The 15,834-nt window shown below is 61.4% G+C and carries 13 protein-coding genes; all 13 read left to right on the top strand.

Going from position 1 to position 15,834, the window contains the following annotated elements; genetic code table 11:
- Positions 1–20 precede the first annotated feature (20 nt).
- The 13 genes from E5A73_RS18855 to E5A73_RS18800 all read left to right on the top strand — a co-directional run bounded on the left by E5A73_RS18855 (position 21) and on the right by E5A73_RS18800 (position 15,358).
- Complete coding sequence (locus tag E5A73_RS18855; RefSeq protein ID WP_206366544.1) at positions 21–1,961, top strand: serine hydrolase domain-containing protein; 1,941 nt, start codon at positions 21–23, stop codon at positions 1,959–1,961.
- A 997-nt stretch (positions 1,962–2,958) separates the two neighbouring features.
- Positions 2,959–3,795 (top strand): MipA/OmpV family protein, encoded by an 837-nt coding sequence (locus E5A73_RS18850; RefSeq protein ID WP_135965401.1) that lies wholly within the window; start codon positions 2,959–2,961, stop codon positions 3,793–3,795.
- A gap of 185 nt (positions 3,796–3,980) precedes the next feature.
- Positions 3,981–4,739 carry a TolC family protein gene (locus E5A73_RS21650; protein ID WP_206366543.1) on the top strand — a complete coding sequence of 253 codons (759 nt, stop codon included), beginning with the start codon at positions 3,981–3,983 and terminating at the stop codon, positions 4,737–4,739.
- Positions 4,631–5,146, top strand: coding sequence for an efflux RND transporter permease subunit (locus E5A73_RS21645; protein WP_240700275.1), 516 nt, complete (start codon positions 4,631–4,633; stop codon positions 5,144–5,146). Before E5A73_RS21650 ends, E5A73_RS21645 begins: the two co-directional genes overlap by 109 nt.
- Positions 5,147–5,329: 183 nt before the next feature.
- Positions 5,330–6,499, top strand: coding sequence for a glycosyltransferase (locus tag E5A73_RS18840; RefSeq protein ID WP_168355995.1), 1,170 nt, complete (start codon positions 5,330–5,332; stop codon positions 6,497–6,499).
- A gap of 30 nt (positions 6,500–6,529) precedes the next feature.
- Entirely contained in the window at positions 6,530–7,468 is a 939-nt protein-coding gene (locus tag E5A73_RS18835) for a hypothetical protein (RefSeq protein WP_135965399.1), read from the top strand.
- Positions 7,449–7,967: a DUF2141 domain-containing protein gene (locus tag E5A73_RS18830; RefSeq protein ID WP_135965398.1), complete on the top strand. Its 519-nt coding sequence runs from the start codon at positions 7,449–7,451 to the stop codon at positions 7,965–7,967. The genes E5A73_RS18835 and E5A73_RS18830 overlap by 20 nt, the downstream gene beginning before the upstream one ends.
- Before the next feature lie 13 nt (positions 7,968–7,980).
- Positions 7,981–9,141 (top strand): glycosyltransferase, encoded by a 1,161-nt coding sequence (locus E5A73_RS18825; protein ID WP_135965397.1) that lies wholly within the window; start codon positions 7,981–7,983, stop codon positions 9,139–9,141.
- Positions 9,142–9,148: 7 nt separating this feature from the next.
- A complete protein-coding gene (locus E5A73_RS18820; RefSeq protein WP_135965396.1) occupies positions 9,149–10,258 on the top strand; it encodes an LptF/LptG family permease in 1,110 nt (369 codons plus the stop codon).
- A gap of 494 nt (positions 10,259–10,752) precedes the next feature.
- Entirely contained in the window at positions 10,753–11,277 is a 525-nt protein-coding gene (locus tag E5A73_RS18815) for an RNA polymerase sigma factor (protein ID WP_168355993.1), read from the top strand.
- Positions 11,261–12,247, top strand: coding sequence for a FecR family protein (locus tag E5A73_RS18810; RefSeq protein ID WP_168355992.1), 987 nt, complete (start codon positions 11,261–11,263; stop codon positions 12,245–12,247). The genes E5A73_RS18815 and E5A73_RS18810 overlap by 17 nt, the downstream gene beginning before the upstream one ends.
- 80 nt (positions 12,248–12,327) lie before the next feature.
- Complete coding sequence (locus tag E5A73_RS18805) at positions 12,328–14,625, top strand: TonB-dependent receptor (protein ID WP_135965393.1); 2,298 nt, start codon at positions 12,328–12,330, stop codon at positions 14,623–14,625.
- Positions 14,612–15,358 (top strand): polysaccharide deacetylase family protein, encoded by a 747-nt coding sequence (locus tag E5A73_RS18800; protein ID WP_135965392.1) that lies wholly within the window; start codon positions 14,612–14,614, stop codon positions 15,356–15,358. The genes E5A73_RS18805 and E5A73_RS18800 overlap by 14 nt, the downstream gene beginning before the upstream one ends.
- Positions 15,359–15,834 lie beyond the last annotated feature (476 nt).

Below are 15,834 nucleotides of genomic sequence, written 5' to 3'. Positions count from 1 at the left end.
CGAGATTGACCGGTCGCAGATTGTTGCTCGCCCTGCTCGGGATTCTGTCGCTCGCAGCGGCGGCCGTTGCACAGCAGGATCCCGATCCGGCGCCGATGGCGGTGACGGCTCCTCCGCACGCGCCCGCCCAGCATGCGCTCACGGCGACCGACCTGGGCGCCTGGCTCGACGGTTTCATGGCGACCACGCTCGAACAGGGAAAGATCGCCGGTGCGCAGGTCGTGGTCGTCGACGACGGCGAGGTCTTGTTCAAGCGGGGCTATGGCTATGCGGACGTAGCGGCGAAGATTCCGATGGATCCGGATCGCCATCAGATGCGGATCGGCTCCACCTCGAAGCTGTTCGCGTGGACGGCCGTGATGCAGTTGGTGGAAGCAGGAAAGATCGACCTCGACGCCGACGTGAACCGCTATCTCGACTTCAGGATTTCGGCCCCGGGCGACCGGCCGGTGACGATGACCGATCTGATGACGCACCGCGGTGGCTTCGAAGAGGGGCTGAAGGACGTCATGGCTACCGATCCAAAGCTGCTGAAAACGAACGAGCGCTATCTGAAGGAGAATATGCGTCCCTTCATGTTCGCGCCGGGAGAGGTGCCGGCCTATTCGAACTACGGCACCGCGCTTGCCGGATACATCGTCCAGCGTGTCTCGGGGGAACCCTATGAGGCCTATGTGGAGCGGCATATCCTCGCGCCGCTAGCTATGCGCTCGACGACGGCGCGCCAACCGCTCCCGCCGGCATTCGCCACAACCGCGGCCAAGGGGTATCGCACCAGCGAGACGCCGCCGAGCCCGTTCGAGCTTGTCGGCACCGCTCCCGCCGGACAGATTTCCGCAACCGGCGCGGACATGGCCAATTTCATGCTTGCGCACCTACAGGACGGTCGCTTCGGCGACGCCCGCATCCTGCGGCCCGAGACCGCGCGCCTGATGCACAGACCATCGCTGAAAGCGCCGACGGGCTTCGACACCCTCGCTCATGGTTTCTTCCGCGGGGAGCGCAACGGTCGCATCGTCCTCGGACATGGCGGCGATACGGTGGTCTTCCATAGCGACCTGAACCTCCTTCCGGAGGAGGGCGTCGGCATTTTCGTCAGCTTCAACAGCAGAGGCGAGAATGACTCAGTCTACGGCGCGCGCGAGCGACTGTTTCAACACTTCCTCGATCGCTATTTCGCGGTATCTGTGCCGGTCACGCCGCCTGCAATCGCAACTGCGGCTGAAGATGCGCGCGCCATCGCCGGGAGCTACGAGAGTTCGCGCCGCGTAGAGACGGGCTTCATCAGCCTGTTCTACTTGCTGCAACAGGACCAGATCGTCGCGAACGAGGATGGGACGATCACCGCATCCTGGGTATCAAACGAGCGCTTTCGGGAAACCGCGCCAGGTCTCTGGCGCGAAGTCGGCGGCGCGCGACAGTTGCGCGCCACCCGGGCGGGTGGACGTCCCGCCATCGGCGACAGCCGCAATCCCGTGGCGATCCTGCAGATGGCACCGACCGGTCGCAGCGGGGCTGTTTTCCAGCTGGTCGCCGGCCTCTCCTTGCTGGTTCTGCTGTGCGCCGCGATCACCTGGCCGATTGCGGCGTGGGTGGGCTACAGTCGCAGGTTGGGGCCGCTTGCCACCGGCCGTGCGGCCTTGGTCCGCCGTCTGACGCGGATCGCCGTGGTGGCGAACCTGGTCTATCTTCTCGCTTGGTACAGCGTGCTCGCGCCAATTTTGCGGACCGACGTGGGCTATTACAATGGCGGGCTGGATAGCTTGATCCGCTTCCTGCAAGTCGCGGCGATCGTGCCGCTGCTCGGGGCGATTCTGGGACTTTTGAACACATGGCTCGCATTCCGAGCGAAGCTGAATTGGGCTGCGCGAGCTCGCAGCTTCATCGTCGCGCTGGCTCTGATTGGTTTCTTGTGGGTCGCGTGGATGGCCGGATTCATCGGCTGGAGCTTAAATTATTAGCGAAACCGGACTTGGTTGCGGCAGGGGAAATGGGTGCCCGAGTCATCGCCCCGTCGGCTGAAGCCGGGGCGATTGACCGCCCCCGCGCGCGAACAGCGAACGGCTGCTTTCGGGCGCTATGTTTACCACCATCAGCTGTCGGAATTGGGGCGCAGAGCGATCCTGCTCCTCGACGACCAGGCTGCGGCCCCTGATGGCGAGCCGTATCACCTGCTCGACTGTGAAGCTGCCATGCACTTCGGGAAGACCGCCGACCGCGAACCTCTCCGTCGGCGAGCAGGATCTCGCGACCGCCCTGTCGGGTCAGGGCGCGCAGCGTCGTTGCCGGGTCCTGCGAAGGCAGGTCGAACCATGGGCGCCTCCTGCGCACCGGCCGGCAGGATGGCCGGGCCGGCAGGATATACGGCGGCGGCGAGCAGCGCCGCGCAAAGAGCCTTTTTCGAGATCGTCATTCTTCCCTCCCGTCGCCGGTTGCTCCGGCGTTGAGGGCTGACGCGGCGCCGCGCGAACTACGGGGCGACGAGCGAAATCAATCTAAAGCCGGCATCGCCGTCTGGCGCGAAATCCGGGGGCACGCCGCCACAGCGCGACACTGAAGAATGTCCGTGTCAGCGGAGCCGAGAATTTTCGCATCGTCTGGTGCGGGTCTGCAATCCGGTTGGCGTCTCAGGGGCAAACGGAGACACCGACATGCCATATTGCCTCACACGACTTGATTTGCGGTGATCGCCTTACGCACAAAGTCTCGGCATCTTACTCGAAGTGCCAGCATCGTGTCGCGCGCGCGTATTCGAGCAGCGGTACTTCGGCCTTTCTCTTGCAGATACCGACTCCGAGGCGCCGCAGACATTCAGGTCACAGAATTGCGAACAGGGCACGTGGTTAGTCCGTGCGAACCATGCCCATCTGATCGAATCAAATAAACAGGCTGGTGACAGCTTGTACGCCGAATGCCGCCGATGGCGGATATCGCCCACCATAATCCTCGGGGATCGACATGCGTCAAACACTTCGTTTTTGTAATCGGGTCGTCGTTTCGGCAGGCGCTCTATTCTGGATCACTTCTGCGGTAGCTCAGACTTCAACCGAAATCGAGCCACCTCTCACAGCTCCTGCTCAATCGTCTGCATATAATGGAGACGACGATGGTCCTGAGGAGGATCACATCACGATCGGCGCCGGCGGCTTGTATCAGCCCGCTTACATGGGCGCGGGGAAATATGAGTTTCAACCGATATTAGCGGTCGACATCAAGCGCGGCAGCTTCTTCGTCAATTTCGACAACGGAATTGGCTTCGCGCCGGTAGACAACGAAACCTTCACGGTCGGCGCCGGTATCGTCGCGGTTTTTGATAGCTATGACCGTGAGGATGTACCGAACCGGTTCAACAAGATCGATATGGGAGCCGGCGCCCGCGGTTTCGTCAGCGTTCGGCAATTCGGCTTCGAAGCCACGGCCGGCCTTACCCAGATATTCGCCGGCAACACAAAGGGCATGATCGCCGATTTCAGTCTATCGCGCCCCATCGAGGTAAATGAGCGGCTGTCGATCACGCCCTCGATCGAGACGAGGTGGGCAAACGCGAAAAACAATGACCGTTTCTACGGCGTGAATGCACGTCAGGCACAGGAATCGGGTCTTCGGCAGTTTCGCCCCGGTGCGGGTTTGCTGGATGCGGAGGCAGAACTTGGGCTGCAATATCGACTGACGGACCATATTGGCTTCGGAGTGGCGGGCGGCGTCAAGACGCTGCTGGGCAAGGTGAAGGACAGCCCGATCGTCAGGAAGAAGACCGCCCCGTTCGGCATGGGTTTCCTCGCCTACACCTTCTGACCGGGCAGGAAATATGGGATCGACGTCATCCGAGCGGGCGCACCCCTCGGGTTGCGGAGGGCGCCGGAGGCAAAAATGTCCTCCGGCGCCGGGTTCCGACAGCCGATCCCAATCTGTCGTCGGCAGGCGTGAGCTGCCCCGGTCGTGGGCACAATACCCCTATGGCGACCTTCCTTCGCGCCGGCATGGCGTTGCCTGTCGTCTTCCTCGGCGCATGCGCGCTGCAACCCGAATATCGTCGGCCCGCACTGGATGTGCCGGGTTCGTGGACCAACGGCCCCGGCGGGTCGCCCCCATCGCAGGCGACGGTACCGATGGGCGGGGCGGACCGGTGGTCGCAGCTCGACGATCCCGCCATAGACCATCTGGTTTCGGCGGGTCTGAGCGATAACCCGACACTGGCCGAGGCTGCCGCGCGGGTCGACCAGGCGCGTGCGCTGGTCACGGTGCGCGAGGCTGGAAAGGTGCCGGCAGTCGGTATCGAGGGCGGCGGCACGCGAACGCGTGATCGCTTCGATCCCTCGGGCGGCCCGAGCCATCAGACATCGGCTATCCTGCCGGGCAGTCCGGCGCGCGCGGGTATGTACGCCAATGGCGCCATCGCTGTGGGCGAATCCAGGGCATTGGTCGTTCCAGCCGAGTGCGTGGTGATACGCGACGGTCGCAGTTACGTCATGCTTCTGTCCACACCGGGCAAGAGGTCGGACGTCGCCTTGCGCGCTGTCACGACGGGAGGTCGAAAGGACGACCAGGTCGAAATCATGCCGGAAGGCGATGCGGAGATCGGTGAAGATATTTCCGCAGGCTTCCTGACCGCGCTCGCCGCCGGAGTCCTGTGCATCTATTGCGTATTGGTGCTCCTTTTTCGGGATTCTTCCAGCCTATCACCATTCTTTCGGCCCCGCCGCTCTCTATCGGCGGCGCCTTCCTTGCGCTGTTTTTGAGCGGCACGCTGGTCCTCACGGCCATGATCGGCCTCGTCATGCTGATGGGCATCGTTGCCAAGAATTCGATTCTGCTGGTCGAATATGCGATCCTGGGGATCAAGCGCCGCGGACTATCGCGTGAGGAGGCTCTGCTGGAAGCCTGCCGGATGCGGGCGCGTCCGATTATCATGACGAGCGCGGCGATGATCGCAGGCATGGCGCCGCTTGCCCTGGGCATCGGTGCAGACGTCAGTTTCCGCCAGCCCATGGCGATCGCGGTCATCGGCGGCCTGCTGACTTCCACTTTGCTGAGTCTGCTGGTCGTGCCCGTCATCTTCGAGCTGGTGGACGGCCTGGAGAAACGGGCTCGCCGGCTGTTTGGGCCGGCCTCTCATCAACCTCGATCCGGACATGCCGCTCTATGATCCATCGAGCCGCAGTTCTGCCGCCTCAAGGGCTGCGGAGGCGTCGCACCCGATATGACCGCCCCGCCGCCGTCTTCCTCGGTGGCATCGACCTCACCGCAGGGGCGAATGGTTTCTGTAAGTCCCAGCCTCAAATGCGCCGCAGCCCATGCGGGTTCTCAATATGATCGGCGTCTAGCCGGCATGCGGATTGCCATTCCCATCCATAGCTTCGAACCAGGCGGGGTCGAGCGTATCGCGCTGCGCCTTGCCGAACATTGGCGACAGGCGGGGCATGATCCCGTCATCGTCCTTGGCCGAAGTCGCGGAGCCTGTGTCGCTACCGCTCCCGCCCTCGATTATCGTGTCATGACAGAACCGTTTTCGACCGACCGGTGGGAGACGATCTGGATGATCTGGTCGTTCTTCCAGTGCCTTCTCAAGGAAAAGGTCGACGTCGTCTTTTGTCCCGGAAACACCTACACCGTTGTTTGCGTAGCGATGAAGCTTCTCCTCGGTGATCGATGCCCTCCCGTTCTTGTCAAGATCAGCAACGATCTGGAGAGGCGTGATCTTCCGAAGTTCATCAGACCATTCTATCAATGGTGGCTGAGAGTACAGGGTAGCGCCCTCGACGGCTTCGTGGCGATCGCGGCACCGATGCTTGCTGAAGTCGAGCGCGAAATGGCGCCCCCGGATAACAAGGTCAGCGTCATTCCCGACCCGGCGTTGTCGGAATCCGACCTGCATCACCTTTCTGGCGCAAGATCAGCCAGAAATGCGCACGTTGGTTGCCGCTTCCTCACCGTCGGCAGACTTGCCGCACAGAAAAATCAGGTACTGCTTCTCGAGGCGTTTGCACGCCACGCCCGGTCCGAAGACACGCTGGTCATTGCTGGAGACGGTCCCGAGCGCGACCGTCTCGTCAAACTAGCAAACGCGTTGGACTTGCGATCGCAAGTCCGGTTTGTCGGGCACGTCGAAGATGTTCGAGCCCTGTACGCAGGAGCAGACGTCTTTGTCCTCTCGTCCCACTACGAAGGAGCGCCTGCAGTCATTCTGGAAGCCCTGGCTGCGGGCCTACCGGTCGCTGCGACGAACTGCTGCGTCAGCATGGAGTGGCTGACAGGCTACGGGCAATTTGGCGTGGTGGTTCCCCCCGGCGATCCCGATACACTGGGCATAGCGATGAACGCCGCGAGGCATCTGCGGCCGGATCGAACGGCGATGCAGCGCCTTGCCGCCGGGTTCACGTTGGAAAGCTCCGGTCAGCTCTATCTGTACAGGCTCACCGCTCTGGTCGGCGATTCTCGCCGCCAGCGTCGGAAGAAAATACGCAGCGGGGTGCGGGAATGGCACGGGGGCGGGGTCTAGCGGGCACTTACCAACGAGCGAGACCTAGGAATGCCCGATCAAACTCTCGCGCTTGCGCCAATGGGAACGTTTGCATTCGAACCGCAGGATCGCAGGGCGATGCCGGCACCGGGCGGCGTTCTTGGTACGATCCTCTCGCTGATCGTCGTCGGCGCAGCGATCTACCAGGCGCGCGACCTCGATTTTGCGAAGACACTCGGGTTGGTGCCCACTTCGCTGACATTCTGGGGCCTGTTCGCCCTCAGCTACCTGATCGGACCGGCAAGCGATTGGTTCATTTTCCAACGTCTTTGGGGAGTCGGGGCCGGCGCCTTCGGTGCTTTGGTCCGCAAGCTCATCTACAACGAACTGCTGGTCGGCTATCTGGGAGAGGTCTATTTCTACGGCTGGGCACGGCGGAACCTCAAATTCGTGACCACTCCGTTCGGAGCGGTGAAGGACGTCGCCGTGCTCTCGGCGGTTGCGGGCAACGTAACCACCCTTGCCTTTCTCGCTATGGCGTTTCCCTTCGCGAGGCTGATGCCACTTCACGACCATGCAGCCGCAATCGGTTGGTCGCTTGCGTTCGTGATCGGGACCTCGCTTGCGGTGATGCTGCTTCGCCAGTCGATTTTTTCACTGGAAAGAAAAGAACTCAGAATGGTCTTCGCGGTCCATCTCTCGAGAATTCTTGCGACGGCCATTCTTTCGGCAGCTCTGTGGCATCTTGTACTGCCAGACGTTCCGCTTTCCTGGTGGCTCGTTCTGGCAACCATTCGCCTTCTGATCTCCCGACTGCCCTTCGTACCGAACAAGGACGTCGTGTTCGCTGGCATCGCCGTCCTCGCACTCGGCGGCCAAGTCGAAGTGTCGGCGCTGATGGTCCTCATGGCAGGACTAATCCTCGCGGCTCATGTGCTTGTCGGGATCAGCCTGGCATTTGCAGACCTGCTTTCGAAGAGGACGGGCAATGAAACGCCTGCCCTTTAGCCTCATGGCCGGTCCCCTGCTGGTTGCCGCTACCATCCAGTCGACGCCGGATCTCGGAACGGCCGAAGGCAGATGCCGTCCCAATGAGCTCGGACCCTCATTTCTCGTCAACGTCGAGGGCCTCAAGGATCGCACGGGCAAACTCAAGCTCGAAGTGTACCCGGCAAATAACTCGGATTTCCTGGAAGATGACAATGTCCTGATTTCAGCTGGCAAGATCTTCCGCAGGGTCGAACAGTCGGTTTCCGCTTCGGGGCCGGTGCAGCTCTGTGTCCGGGTCCCTTCGGCAGGCAGCTATGCGGTGAGCCTGCTGCATGACCGGGACAGCAATCGAAAGTTCAGTTGGCGCGTCGATGGAATAGGATTTGCGGGCAATCCCAGGCTTGGATGGAGCAAACCTGCCGCTTCCTCTGCGAGCGCGGTAGCGCGCTCCGGCCCGACGCAGATCGAGATCGTGATGAACTATCGGCGCGGCCTCGGCATGCGCCCGCTGCGGTGAGTGGAACCTGCCGATGAAAATCGTCGATGTCTGCGCCTTCTATTCTCCCAGAGGCGGCGGCGTAAAAACCTATGTCGGCCAGAAGCTGGCGATCGCAGAACGGATGCAGCAGGATATCACCATCCTGGCACCTGCCGACGAGGATGCAGTTGTCGAGCTTGGCCCCCGCGCCCGCATCCGGACGATTGCCTCTCCGCGCTTCCCGCTCGACCGAAAATACTGGTATTTCAAGGATGAGCGAGCGCTCCACGCCGCGCTCGACACGTTGGCGCCGGATTTCGTCGAAGCGTCCTCGCCCTGGCGAAGCCCCCTCATGGTCGCGAATTGGCGGCCGGAGGTACCCAAGGCGCTCATCATGCACGCCGATCCTCTGTCCGCTTATGCCTATCGTTGGCTGGAACCCCTGGTCAGTCGTGAGACGATCGACCGACGGTTTGTGCGCTACTGGGATCACTTGCGACAGCTTGGTCGACTTTATGACGCCGTCGTCTGTGCCAGCGAAGATCTGGCATCGCGGATGAAGGCAGGCGGTGTCCGCAATGTCGTGACGGTTCCGATGGGGGTCGAGCCGCAACGCTTCTCGGCCAGCAAGCGCAATGGAGACCTGCGCGCATGCCTTCTCGCACAATGCGGCCTCGGCCCCGACGCGACATTGCTCGTTGCCGCCGGCAGACTTGCGCCGGAAAAGCGTTTGCCGATGCTGGTCGAAGCGGTGACGATCGCTGGTCGGCATCGCCAGCTGGGTCTGGCGATCTTTGGCGAAGGACGAGACGGTACAAACATCCTTCGGTCCATCGGCGGGAATCCCCATATCCGGCTGTTTCGTCCGGAACGCGATCGGGAGAAATTCGCCAGCGTCCTGGCGAGCGCCGATGCGTTCCTCCATGGCTGTGAGGCGGAAACCTTTTGCATGACTGCAGCGGAGGCAAGCGCTAGCGGCATACCCGTGATCGTACCTGATCGCGGAGGTGCGGCCGACTTTGCCAAGGGCGAGATGGGGCTGTCCTATCGTGCGGCGGATCATACGGACCTGGTGCGCGCGATTCTCGCTCTGCCAGACCGCTTCACCGCGCGCTCGACCGGCCGCATGGCGCGGGCGATGGACGATCATTTCGCAGCCCTGTTTGCGATCTACCGAAACCTGACCTCGGGCGAACTCTCCTCGGCTGCGTAAGCGAGCAATGTCCTTTCGCCTCCTTATCCTCGATCGCTATGTTCTGAGGCAGACACTCGGAACGATGTGCCGTGTGCTGGCCGTCGTCATGTCATTGATGCTCCTCGAGCATCTTCCCCGTCTCCTGGAGATCACCCGCTTTTCGGGGCACCCCGGATACATAGTCGCGCACACTGTTACCGGCTTGGTCCCGGAATATGGGGGCATAGGCTTGCCGGTCGGGCTGTTCCTGGGAATTGCCTTGACCGTACGAAAGCTCGTTCTTAGCGGAGAGCTGGACGTGATCGAGGCGTGCGGCATTGCGCCTTTGCGGTGGATGCGGTCTCCGCTCATCGTCGCTACGATGGTCAGTATCCTGACGATAGCGAACCAAGGCTGGCTGATGCCCGCCGGCGAAGTGAAGCTCACGGAAATCGGTAGTCGCATGGAGAGCGGTGAATTCGGTCACCGGCTCGAGGCAGGTCAGTTCATCGATCTTGGATCGGGAAGGGTTTTGCTGTTCGAGCAAGTCGATGCGGCAAATGGCGAACTCGTCGGACTGTTCCTCCGAACGGAAGCAAAAACCTTCACCGCAAGGCGCGGACGGTTTTGGCGGCTTCCCTCCGGGGCGGCGGCTATCGAATTGCGCGACGGACAGGCCATACAGGAACGATCTTCCGGAGTGATCGACTTCGTTCGCTTGCAATACCGCACGGATGACGTGGGAGGCGTGTCGAAAATCGGGTCCGGAGACAGATCTCCCAAGCGGGTCGATATCGGATCGCTATGGGCAGACGGCACCCCTTCCAGTCGTTCGGCCGTCTATGGACGTTGTCTCTCGGCAGCGCTCATATTGTTCCTGCCGTCACTGGCGCTGGCCTTGGGAAAGCCGCCAAGGCGACAGTCGGGAGCGATCGGAATTTTCGTGGGGCTGATTTTGCTGGTGCTGGGCCTGAAAGTGATAACCCCGCTGGTTGACGGGCACGCGCGCGAGCCAGAGATGGTAGCAGCCGGCATCCTCGTAGCCTGGGGTTTGCTCGTTGCGGGGTTGATCAGGGCCGAGAAGATCTTCGGTCAGGGCTTTGTCGATCATTGGGCGAGCCGGGTTCTCCAAAACTTCCGTCGGCCAAACGCATAGCTCGTGCCGAGTCGCCGAGCAGACCGATACTGACCCCATCAGGTCGGTCCTATCACGCGCCAAACCGGTCATAGGTCCCGTTTCGCCTTCGCGGGGTCGCAATACGCCGTCCTCCGGGCTTCACTATTATCTCCCCTGCATGTGCGGTTTTGCGCAGTCCCCGGCGTCTGACGCCAGACACGCGGATCGACCGCCAGGGGACTAGGCATGGGCAGCATCGACCGGATCGGCAGGCTTGAAGTTCGGCCGGTCAATGCCTGGTCGGAACCGCGCTTCAGGCTTCGGATAGAAGGCGCGCGTACCGCGGCAAGGTCGGAAACATCGGTCACCATATCCTGGAAGGGCCCCTCCTGATGCCGGAAGCCGTTCAAAAGCTCACGTCATCGCTTGGTGCATTGCCCCGGTGGCAGCGCACCCCTTATGGGAGTTGTATGTCACAAAGGTCCGAAGATTCGAGCACTGGCGAAACGGGCCTGGCACAACTACTCGGCGAAATGCGTTCCGATCTGGCGCGCTTCATGCTTGCACGCCAATGTAACCCTGCCGAAGTAGAAGATCTATTGCAGGACCTGTACGTGAAACTGACCAGCATGCGTACCGGCCCTGTTAGCAACCCGCGGGCATATCTTTACCAGATGGCGAACAACCTCCTGCACGACCATCGCCGGGGGCGTCGGCGGCAGCAGGTGCGAGACGATCACTGGACGCGCAATCGGGTAGGCCCCGACCTTGAAAAGGACGCCACACCTTCGCCAGAGGAGAGCGTAATCGCGCGCGACGAACTCGAGCGGGTCAACGAGGCGCTTGCGTCGATGCCGGAACGGACTGCGCAGATTCTGAAGATGTATCGGCTCGACGGTCTGTCGCAAAAGGCTATCGCCACCAGCCTGGATCTCAGCTTGAGCGCGGTGGAAAAGCACCTCCAGCGGGCTTATCGAAAGCTCCTGCTTTTGCGCGAAGAATTGGATGGCACCCCGCAACGCTCGCACAAGGAGGCCGGCGATGTCAGCTTTTCCTGATCGCGCAATGCTCGAGCAGGCGATAGCCTGGCACCTTCGGCTCAAGAATGCCGACGAGGATGCGTGGATCGAATTCGCAGAGTGGCTGGAGGCCGATCCCGCTCATAACGGCGTCTATGAAGCCGTCGCCGACGGTGACGTGCGTATGTCGCCCCTGCTCGAGAGAGCAACTTTTCCGCGCGGCGATGGACATGGGCGACTACCGGAATTCAGCAATGACGAGGATGATGGTGCTTATGATGGTGGCAGCGAACCGGTTCGCCGGGCCCCATGGCGCTGGGGTGCGCTTGCAGCTTCGATAGCGGTGGCCGGTCTCTTTGCGGTTCAAATGCTGCCTAACCGGGATGCGCTCTATTCGATCGAAACCTCGGCGGGCGAGACTCGAACCGTTTCACTTGCGGACGGGAGTGAGATCCTGCTCAACGGTGGCACCAGGATTGTCCTCGACAAGAACGACACCAGATCGGTGGAGATGGCCCGAGGCGAAGCACGATTTGTCGTGAAGCACGACGATTCCGACCCGTTCACCGTCGTCGCTGGTGAGCAGCGCCTGGTCGATATAGGAACGGTGTTCAACGTGGTCCGCACCGATCGGCAACTCAGCGTCGGGGTGGCGGAAGGCGCGGTGCGCTTTGAAGGCACGGCCCGGAGCGTCAATCTTCGCGCCGGTGACAGCCTTGCAGCGAACAATCGTGGGAAGATCCAAATTTCGCAGAGACCGGTAGCATCGATCGGCAGCTGGGCAGACGGAAAACTCGTTTATGATCAGGCGCCGTTGGAACAGGTCGCCGACGATCTGGTCAGGTCCGTCGGCATATCGCTCGAGCTGCCACGAGCGATGCGCGCCAAGCGCTTTTCAGGCGTGATCCAGATCGATGGAGATCGGGATGCACTGCGCGCGAGGCTGGAAGAGCTGATCGGCGAGAAAATCGTCGCGGACGGGGCGCACTGGTCCGTCGAAGCTCGGTGAGCCGCAAATTGCTTTTGGCGAGCGCGCCGATTGTGTGCGCGGCGGTAATCCTCCCGGCGCACGCTGCCGAGGAAATCTCATTGGATGTTCCCGCCGGGCCATTGAACGTCGCATTGATATCGTTCGCCACCCAGGCGGGCGTTTCCATCGACACCAGTGATCCGGCACTACGGTCTGTCCGGGTTGCCGGATTGAGGGGACGCTTTACCTTCCGCCAAGGGTTGCGCCGACTGCTGCAAGGTACCGGGTACGGTTTTCGAATTTCGCGCGGGAGTGTGGTGCGGCTGCTTCGTCAGCCAGCTCGGCGCGCGCAACAAGAGGTTCCCCGCCGGCCGAGGCCCGCGACAAGCCCTACGCCGCAGCCCACTGCCCATCCACCGACACCGTCCGAAGAGATCATCGTCACGGCAAGCAAACAGCATGTCACGCTGGCCGACTATCCTGGCGCATTCCATGCTGCCTCTTTCGATGAGGCGCAAAGCCTTCATTTCGGCAGCAGGGGCAGTGAGATCTTGCTTCAAGAGCTTCCGAACCTGGGCTCGACCAATCTTGGTTCGGGTCGAAACAAGATTTTCGTCCGGGGAATTGCCGACAGCAGCTTCAATGGGCAATTGCAATCGACTATCAGCCAGTATTTCGGAGAAAGCAGACTCACCTATAGCGCTCCTGATCCCGACCTCGCGCTATACGACATCGAGAAGGTCGAAGTCGTCGAAGGCCCGCAAGGGACTCTCTACGGGGCGGGTTCGCTGGGCGGTGTAATCCATATCGTGCCACGCCTCCCTGCGCCTGGAACGTTCGAGGTAAGCGGAACCGCAGCGATCGCGGTGACCGGCGACAAGTTGGGCAATGACGGCGCCATAGTTGCCAACATCCCGATTGGGGGACGCGCCGCAGTGCGAATTGTCGGATATCGCATCTTGCGCCCGGGCTATATCGACGATGTTCGACGGGACCTGTCCGACGTCAATCGCACGAGCGTGTCGGGACTGCGGGCAACCTTTCGAGCGGAGTTCAACGCTGGTTTGAGCATCGATGCCGGAATCGTCTCTCAGGACACGGGCAGCAGGGACGGCCAGTATACCGATGCTCCACTCTCCTCCGCGCTGACGCGTCGATCCTTTTTTGCGCAACCATTCGACAATGATTATCGCCTGGGTTTCGCAACCGTCCGGGCCGACCTCGGCTTCGCCAAGCTCTTGTCGAACACCTCCTATACCTATCATTCGATCAACACGGTGTTCGACGCCACGTCGTCCAATGCGCAGATTCCCACCTTATTTGATGAGAGCATGGAGGTCCGGCTGCTGACCCACGAGACGCGGATCTCGGGGTCGACGAGCTGGATTTCGAACTGGGTGTCGGGCTTTTCGATTGCCCATAACGTCAATCGTATAGATCGGTTTCTCGGTCCGGAAGATGCGCTCGCGCCGATCTCCAATGTTCGATCGGAAACCCTGGACGCCGCCTTGTTTGGCGAGGCAACAATGCCCCTCTGGCGCAATGTCTCGATCACCGGCGGGGGGAGGCTGTCGCTTTTTTTGCGGTTCGATGACATCAATACCGAGTTGGGCAAGGCCTCGGTCGAGCCAACCCGTCCCCTGACACGGTTTCTGCCGACCGCTGCTCTGTCCTGGAAACCCTGGAAAGGGATGATTGGATATCTACGCTATCAGGAAGGATTCAGGCCTGGGGCGCAGCAGCTGACGGGGAGCGGCGATAAAGCCGAGGTGACCAGCTTCCAGCCAGACGAAGTCCGCGCGTCGGAGATCGGCATGCGCTTCGGCACCGACGCCGGTTCGCGGCTGTCGGGCGGACTGTCTTATGCCTATTCGAGGTGGAGCAGGGTACAAGCCGATCTCGTGACGAGTGCCGGCTTCCCTTATGTCGCAAATCTGGGCTCGGCGCAGGTGCACTATGTCTCGGTCAATCTTGCCTGGCAGGCCGATCCGGAGCTCAGCTTTCAACTATCGGCGTTCAACACGACCAGCAGACTCGATCGTCCGACACCTGAGTTCCAATCCGATGTCGAAGGGAACTTGCCCAATGTTGCGGAGAGCGGTGGGCGGCTCACCACTCGTTTCGAGCCCTGGATCGCGGATACGAAAATCACGCTGGACGGATCGGTCGGTTACATCGGCACCTCGTATCTGGGTGTACGCGCACCGTTCGATCTTTCGCAGGGGGACTATCTCGACACGGCTATCGGAGCACGGGCCGAATTCGGACGCTGGGGCCTTTCACTGGACATCGAAAACCTGATGGACAGCCGAGCCAACCGCTTCTCCTACGGCAATCCGTTTTCCGTAGCCGAAGGGAATCAGCGAACGCCTCTGCGACCGAGAACGGTAAGGATCGGGATCAATGCCAGTTTCTGACAGGCGCGCACTCCTTGCATCGATTCACGATGTCAGCCCGGGGTCGGAACGGCAAGTCGACCGGCTCGCCGGACTGCTGACGGATACGCTCCGATGTTCCAGGTTTGCCATGCTCGTCGTGCCCGATCATTGGGGGCGCCACCCGATCCGCTCGGGCACCCCATTTGCCAACCGCCTCAGGGCCTGGTCCGACAGCGGAATCGAGATGTTCGTTCATGGCTGGTATCACAAGGACACCGTCGAGCATCAGGGCATCTCGGGCCTGAAGGCCAAATACATGACGGCGAGCGAAGGCGAATTTCTCGGCCTCTCCTACGACGAGGCGGCACGCAGAATGGAAGACGGGCGAGCGCTCGTCGAGGATATCATCGGCCGGAAAAGCGCCGGGTTCATCGCACCGGCATGGCTCTATGGGCCGGAGGCGATGGAAGCCTTGCGCGACAGTAGCTTCGGCATTGCCGAGGATCACATGAAGGTCTGGATCCCGCAAACAGGCGAAGTCGTGGCACGCGGGCCGGTGATCACCTGGGCCAGCAGATCGACTGCGAGGACGGCGTCATCCCTGGCCTTCGCAGCGCTCGCCCGTCAGGCGCTGCATCCGCTGCGAACGGTTCGGGTGGCTGTCCATCCTGGTGATACAACCAAGGATTCGATCCTTTCCAGTATCGAAAAAACGCTGAGACGCTTCGCCAGGAGCCGTCAGGCCGGAAGTTATCGGTCACTTATGACCTAGAGCGCGACTTGAATTCTCAGGGACTGATGCCAAACTAGGCACGAGCGACGCACCGTCGCTGCATCGGATCGACCTTGCGTCCGTGTGCGAGGAGGTGGAGGCGGCCGGCTTCCTGCTGGACGCGGAAGGCACCTTGCTTGCGAACCAGACCGATGTGCACACGAGTCGAGGTGTTCGACCCCTCCGTCGAGGGGCGAAACCGACCGGTTCGCGTGTCCGGTTCGTGAAGCCCTGAGAGGTTGGGTTGCAACCGGAACAGCCGCTATCCATGCCCGCTCGCCAGAACTTGCCAGTCCGCAACCTGCCCATATCTTGCCATATGTCACTTCGGTGACTCAGCGATGGTCATAAGGTTTGACGTGCGCCCCTGATTGTTACCACTCAGAGGTAGAGTCCGGCTCCTTGATGATGGTTGGTTGAGATGATGGCAACATGTCTGGGGGCATGCCCCCAGACATGTTGGCCGGCGATCTCGG

Origin of the sequence: Sphingomonas gei, assembly GCF_004792685.1 — a bacterium.
Classification (GTDB): domain Bacteria; phylum Pseudomonadota; class Alphaproteobacteria; order Sphingomonadales; family Sphingomonadaceae; genus Sphingomonas; species Sphingomonas gei.
Note: the sequence above shows the minus strand (reverse complement) of the source record. Positions and strands in the feature narration are given on the sequence as shown.

What these genes read in the sequence shown, in the direction of transcription:
- E5A73_RS18840 (WP_168355995.1), top strand. Translation starts at nt 5,330, where the DNA reads ATGCGGATTGCCATTCCCATCCATAGCTTCGAACCAGGCGGGGTCGAG.
- E5A73_RS18835 (WP_135965399.1), top strand. Translation starts at nt 6,530, where the DNA reads ATGCCCGATCAAACTCTCGCGCTTGCGCCAATGGGAACGTTTGCATTC.
- E5A73_RS18820 (WP_135965396.1), top strand. Translation starts at nt 9,149, where the DNA reads ATGTCCTTTCGCCTCCTTATCCTCGATCGCTATGTTCTGAGGCAGACA.
- E5A73_RS18830 (WP_135965398.1), top strand. Translation starts at nt 7,449, where the DNA reads ATGAAACGCCTGCCCTTTAGCCTCATGGCCGGTCCCCTGCTGGTTGCC.
- E5A73_RS18825 (WP_135965397.1), top strand. Translation starts at nt 7,981, where the DNA reads ATGAAAATCGTCGATGTCTGCGCCTTCTATTCTCCCAGAGGCGGCGGC.
- E5A73_RS18800 (WP_135965392.1), top strand. Translation starts at nt 14,612, where the DNA reads ATGCCAGTTTCTGACAGGCGCGCACTCCTTGCATCGATTCACGATGTC.
- E5A73_RS21650 (WP_206366543.1), top strand. Translation starts at nt 3,981, where the DNA reads ATGGCGTTGCCTGTCGTCTTCCTCGGCGCATGCGCGCTGCAACCCGAA.
- E5A73_RS18815 (WP_168355993.1), top strand. Translation starts at nt 10,753, where the DNA reads ATGCGTTCCGATCTGGCGCGCTTCATGCTTGCACGCCAATGTAACCCT.
- E5A73_RS18850 (WP_135965401.1), top strand. Translation starts at nt 2,959, where the DNA reads ATGCGTCAAACACTTCGTTTTTGTAATCGGGTCGTCGTTTCGGCAGGC.
- E5A73_RS18810 (WP_168355992.1), top strand. Translation starts at nt 11,261, where the DNA reads ATGTCAGCTTTTCCTGATCGCGCAATGCTCGAGCAGGCGATAGCCTGG.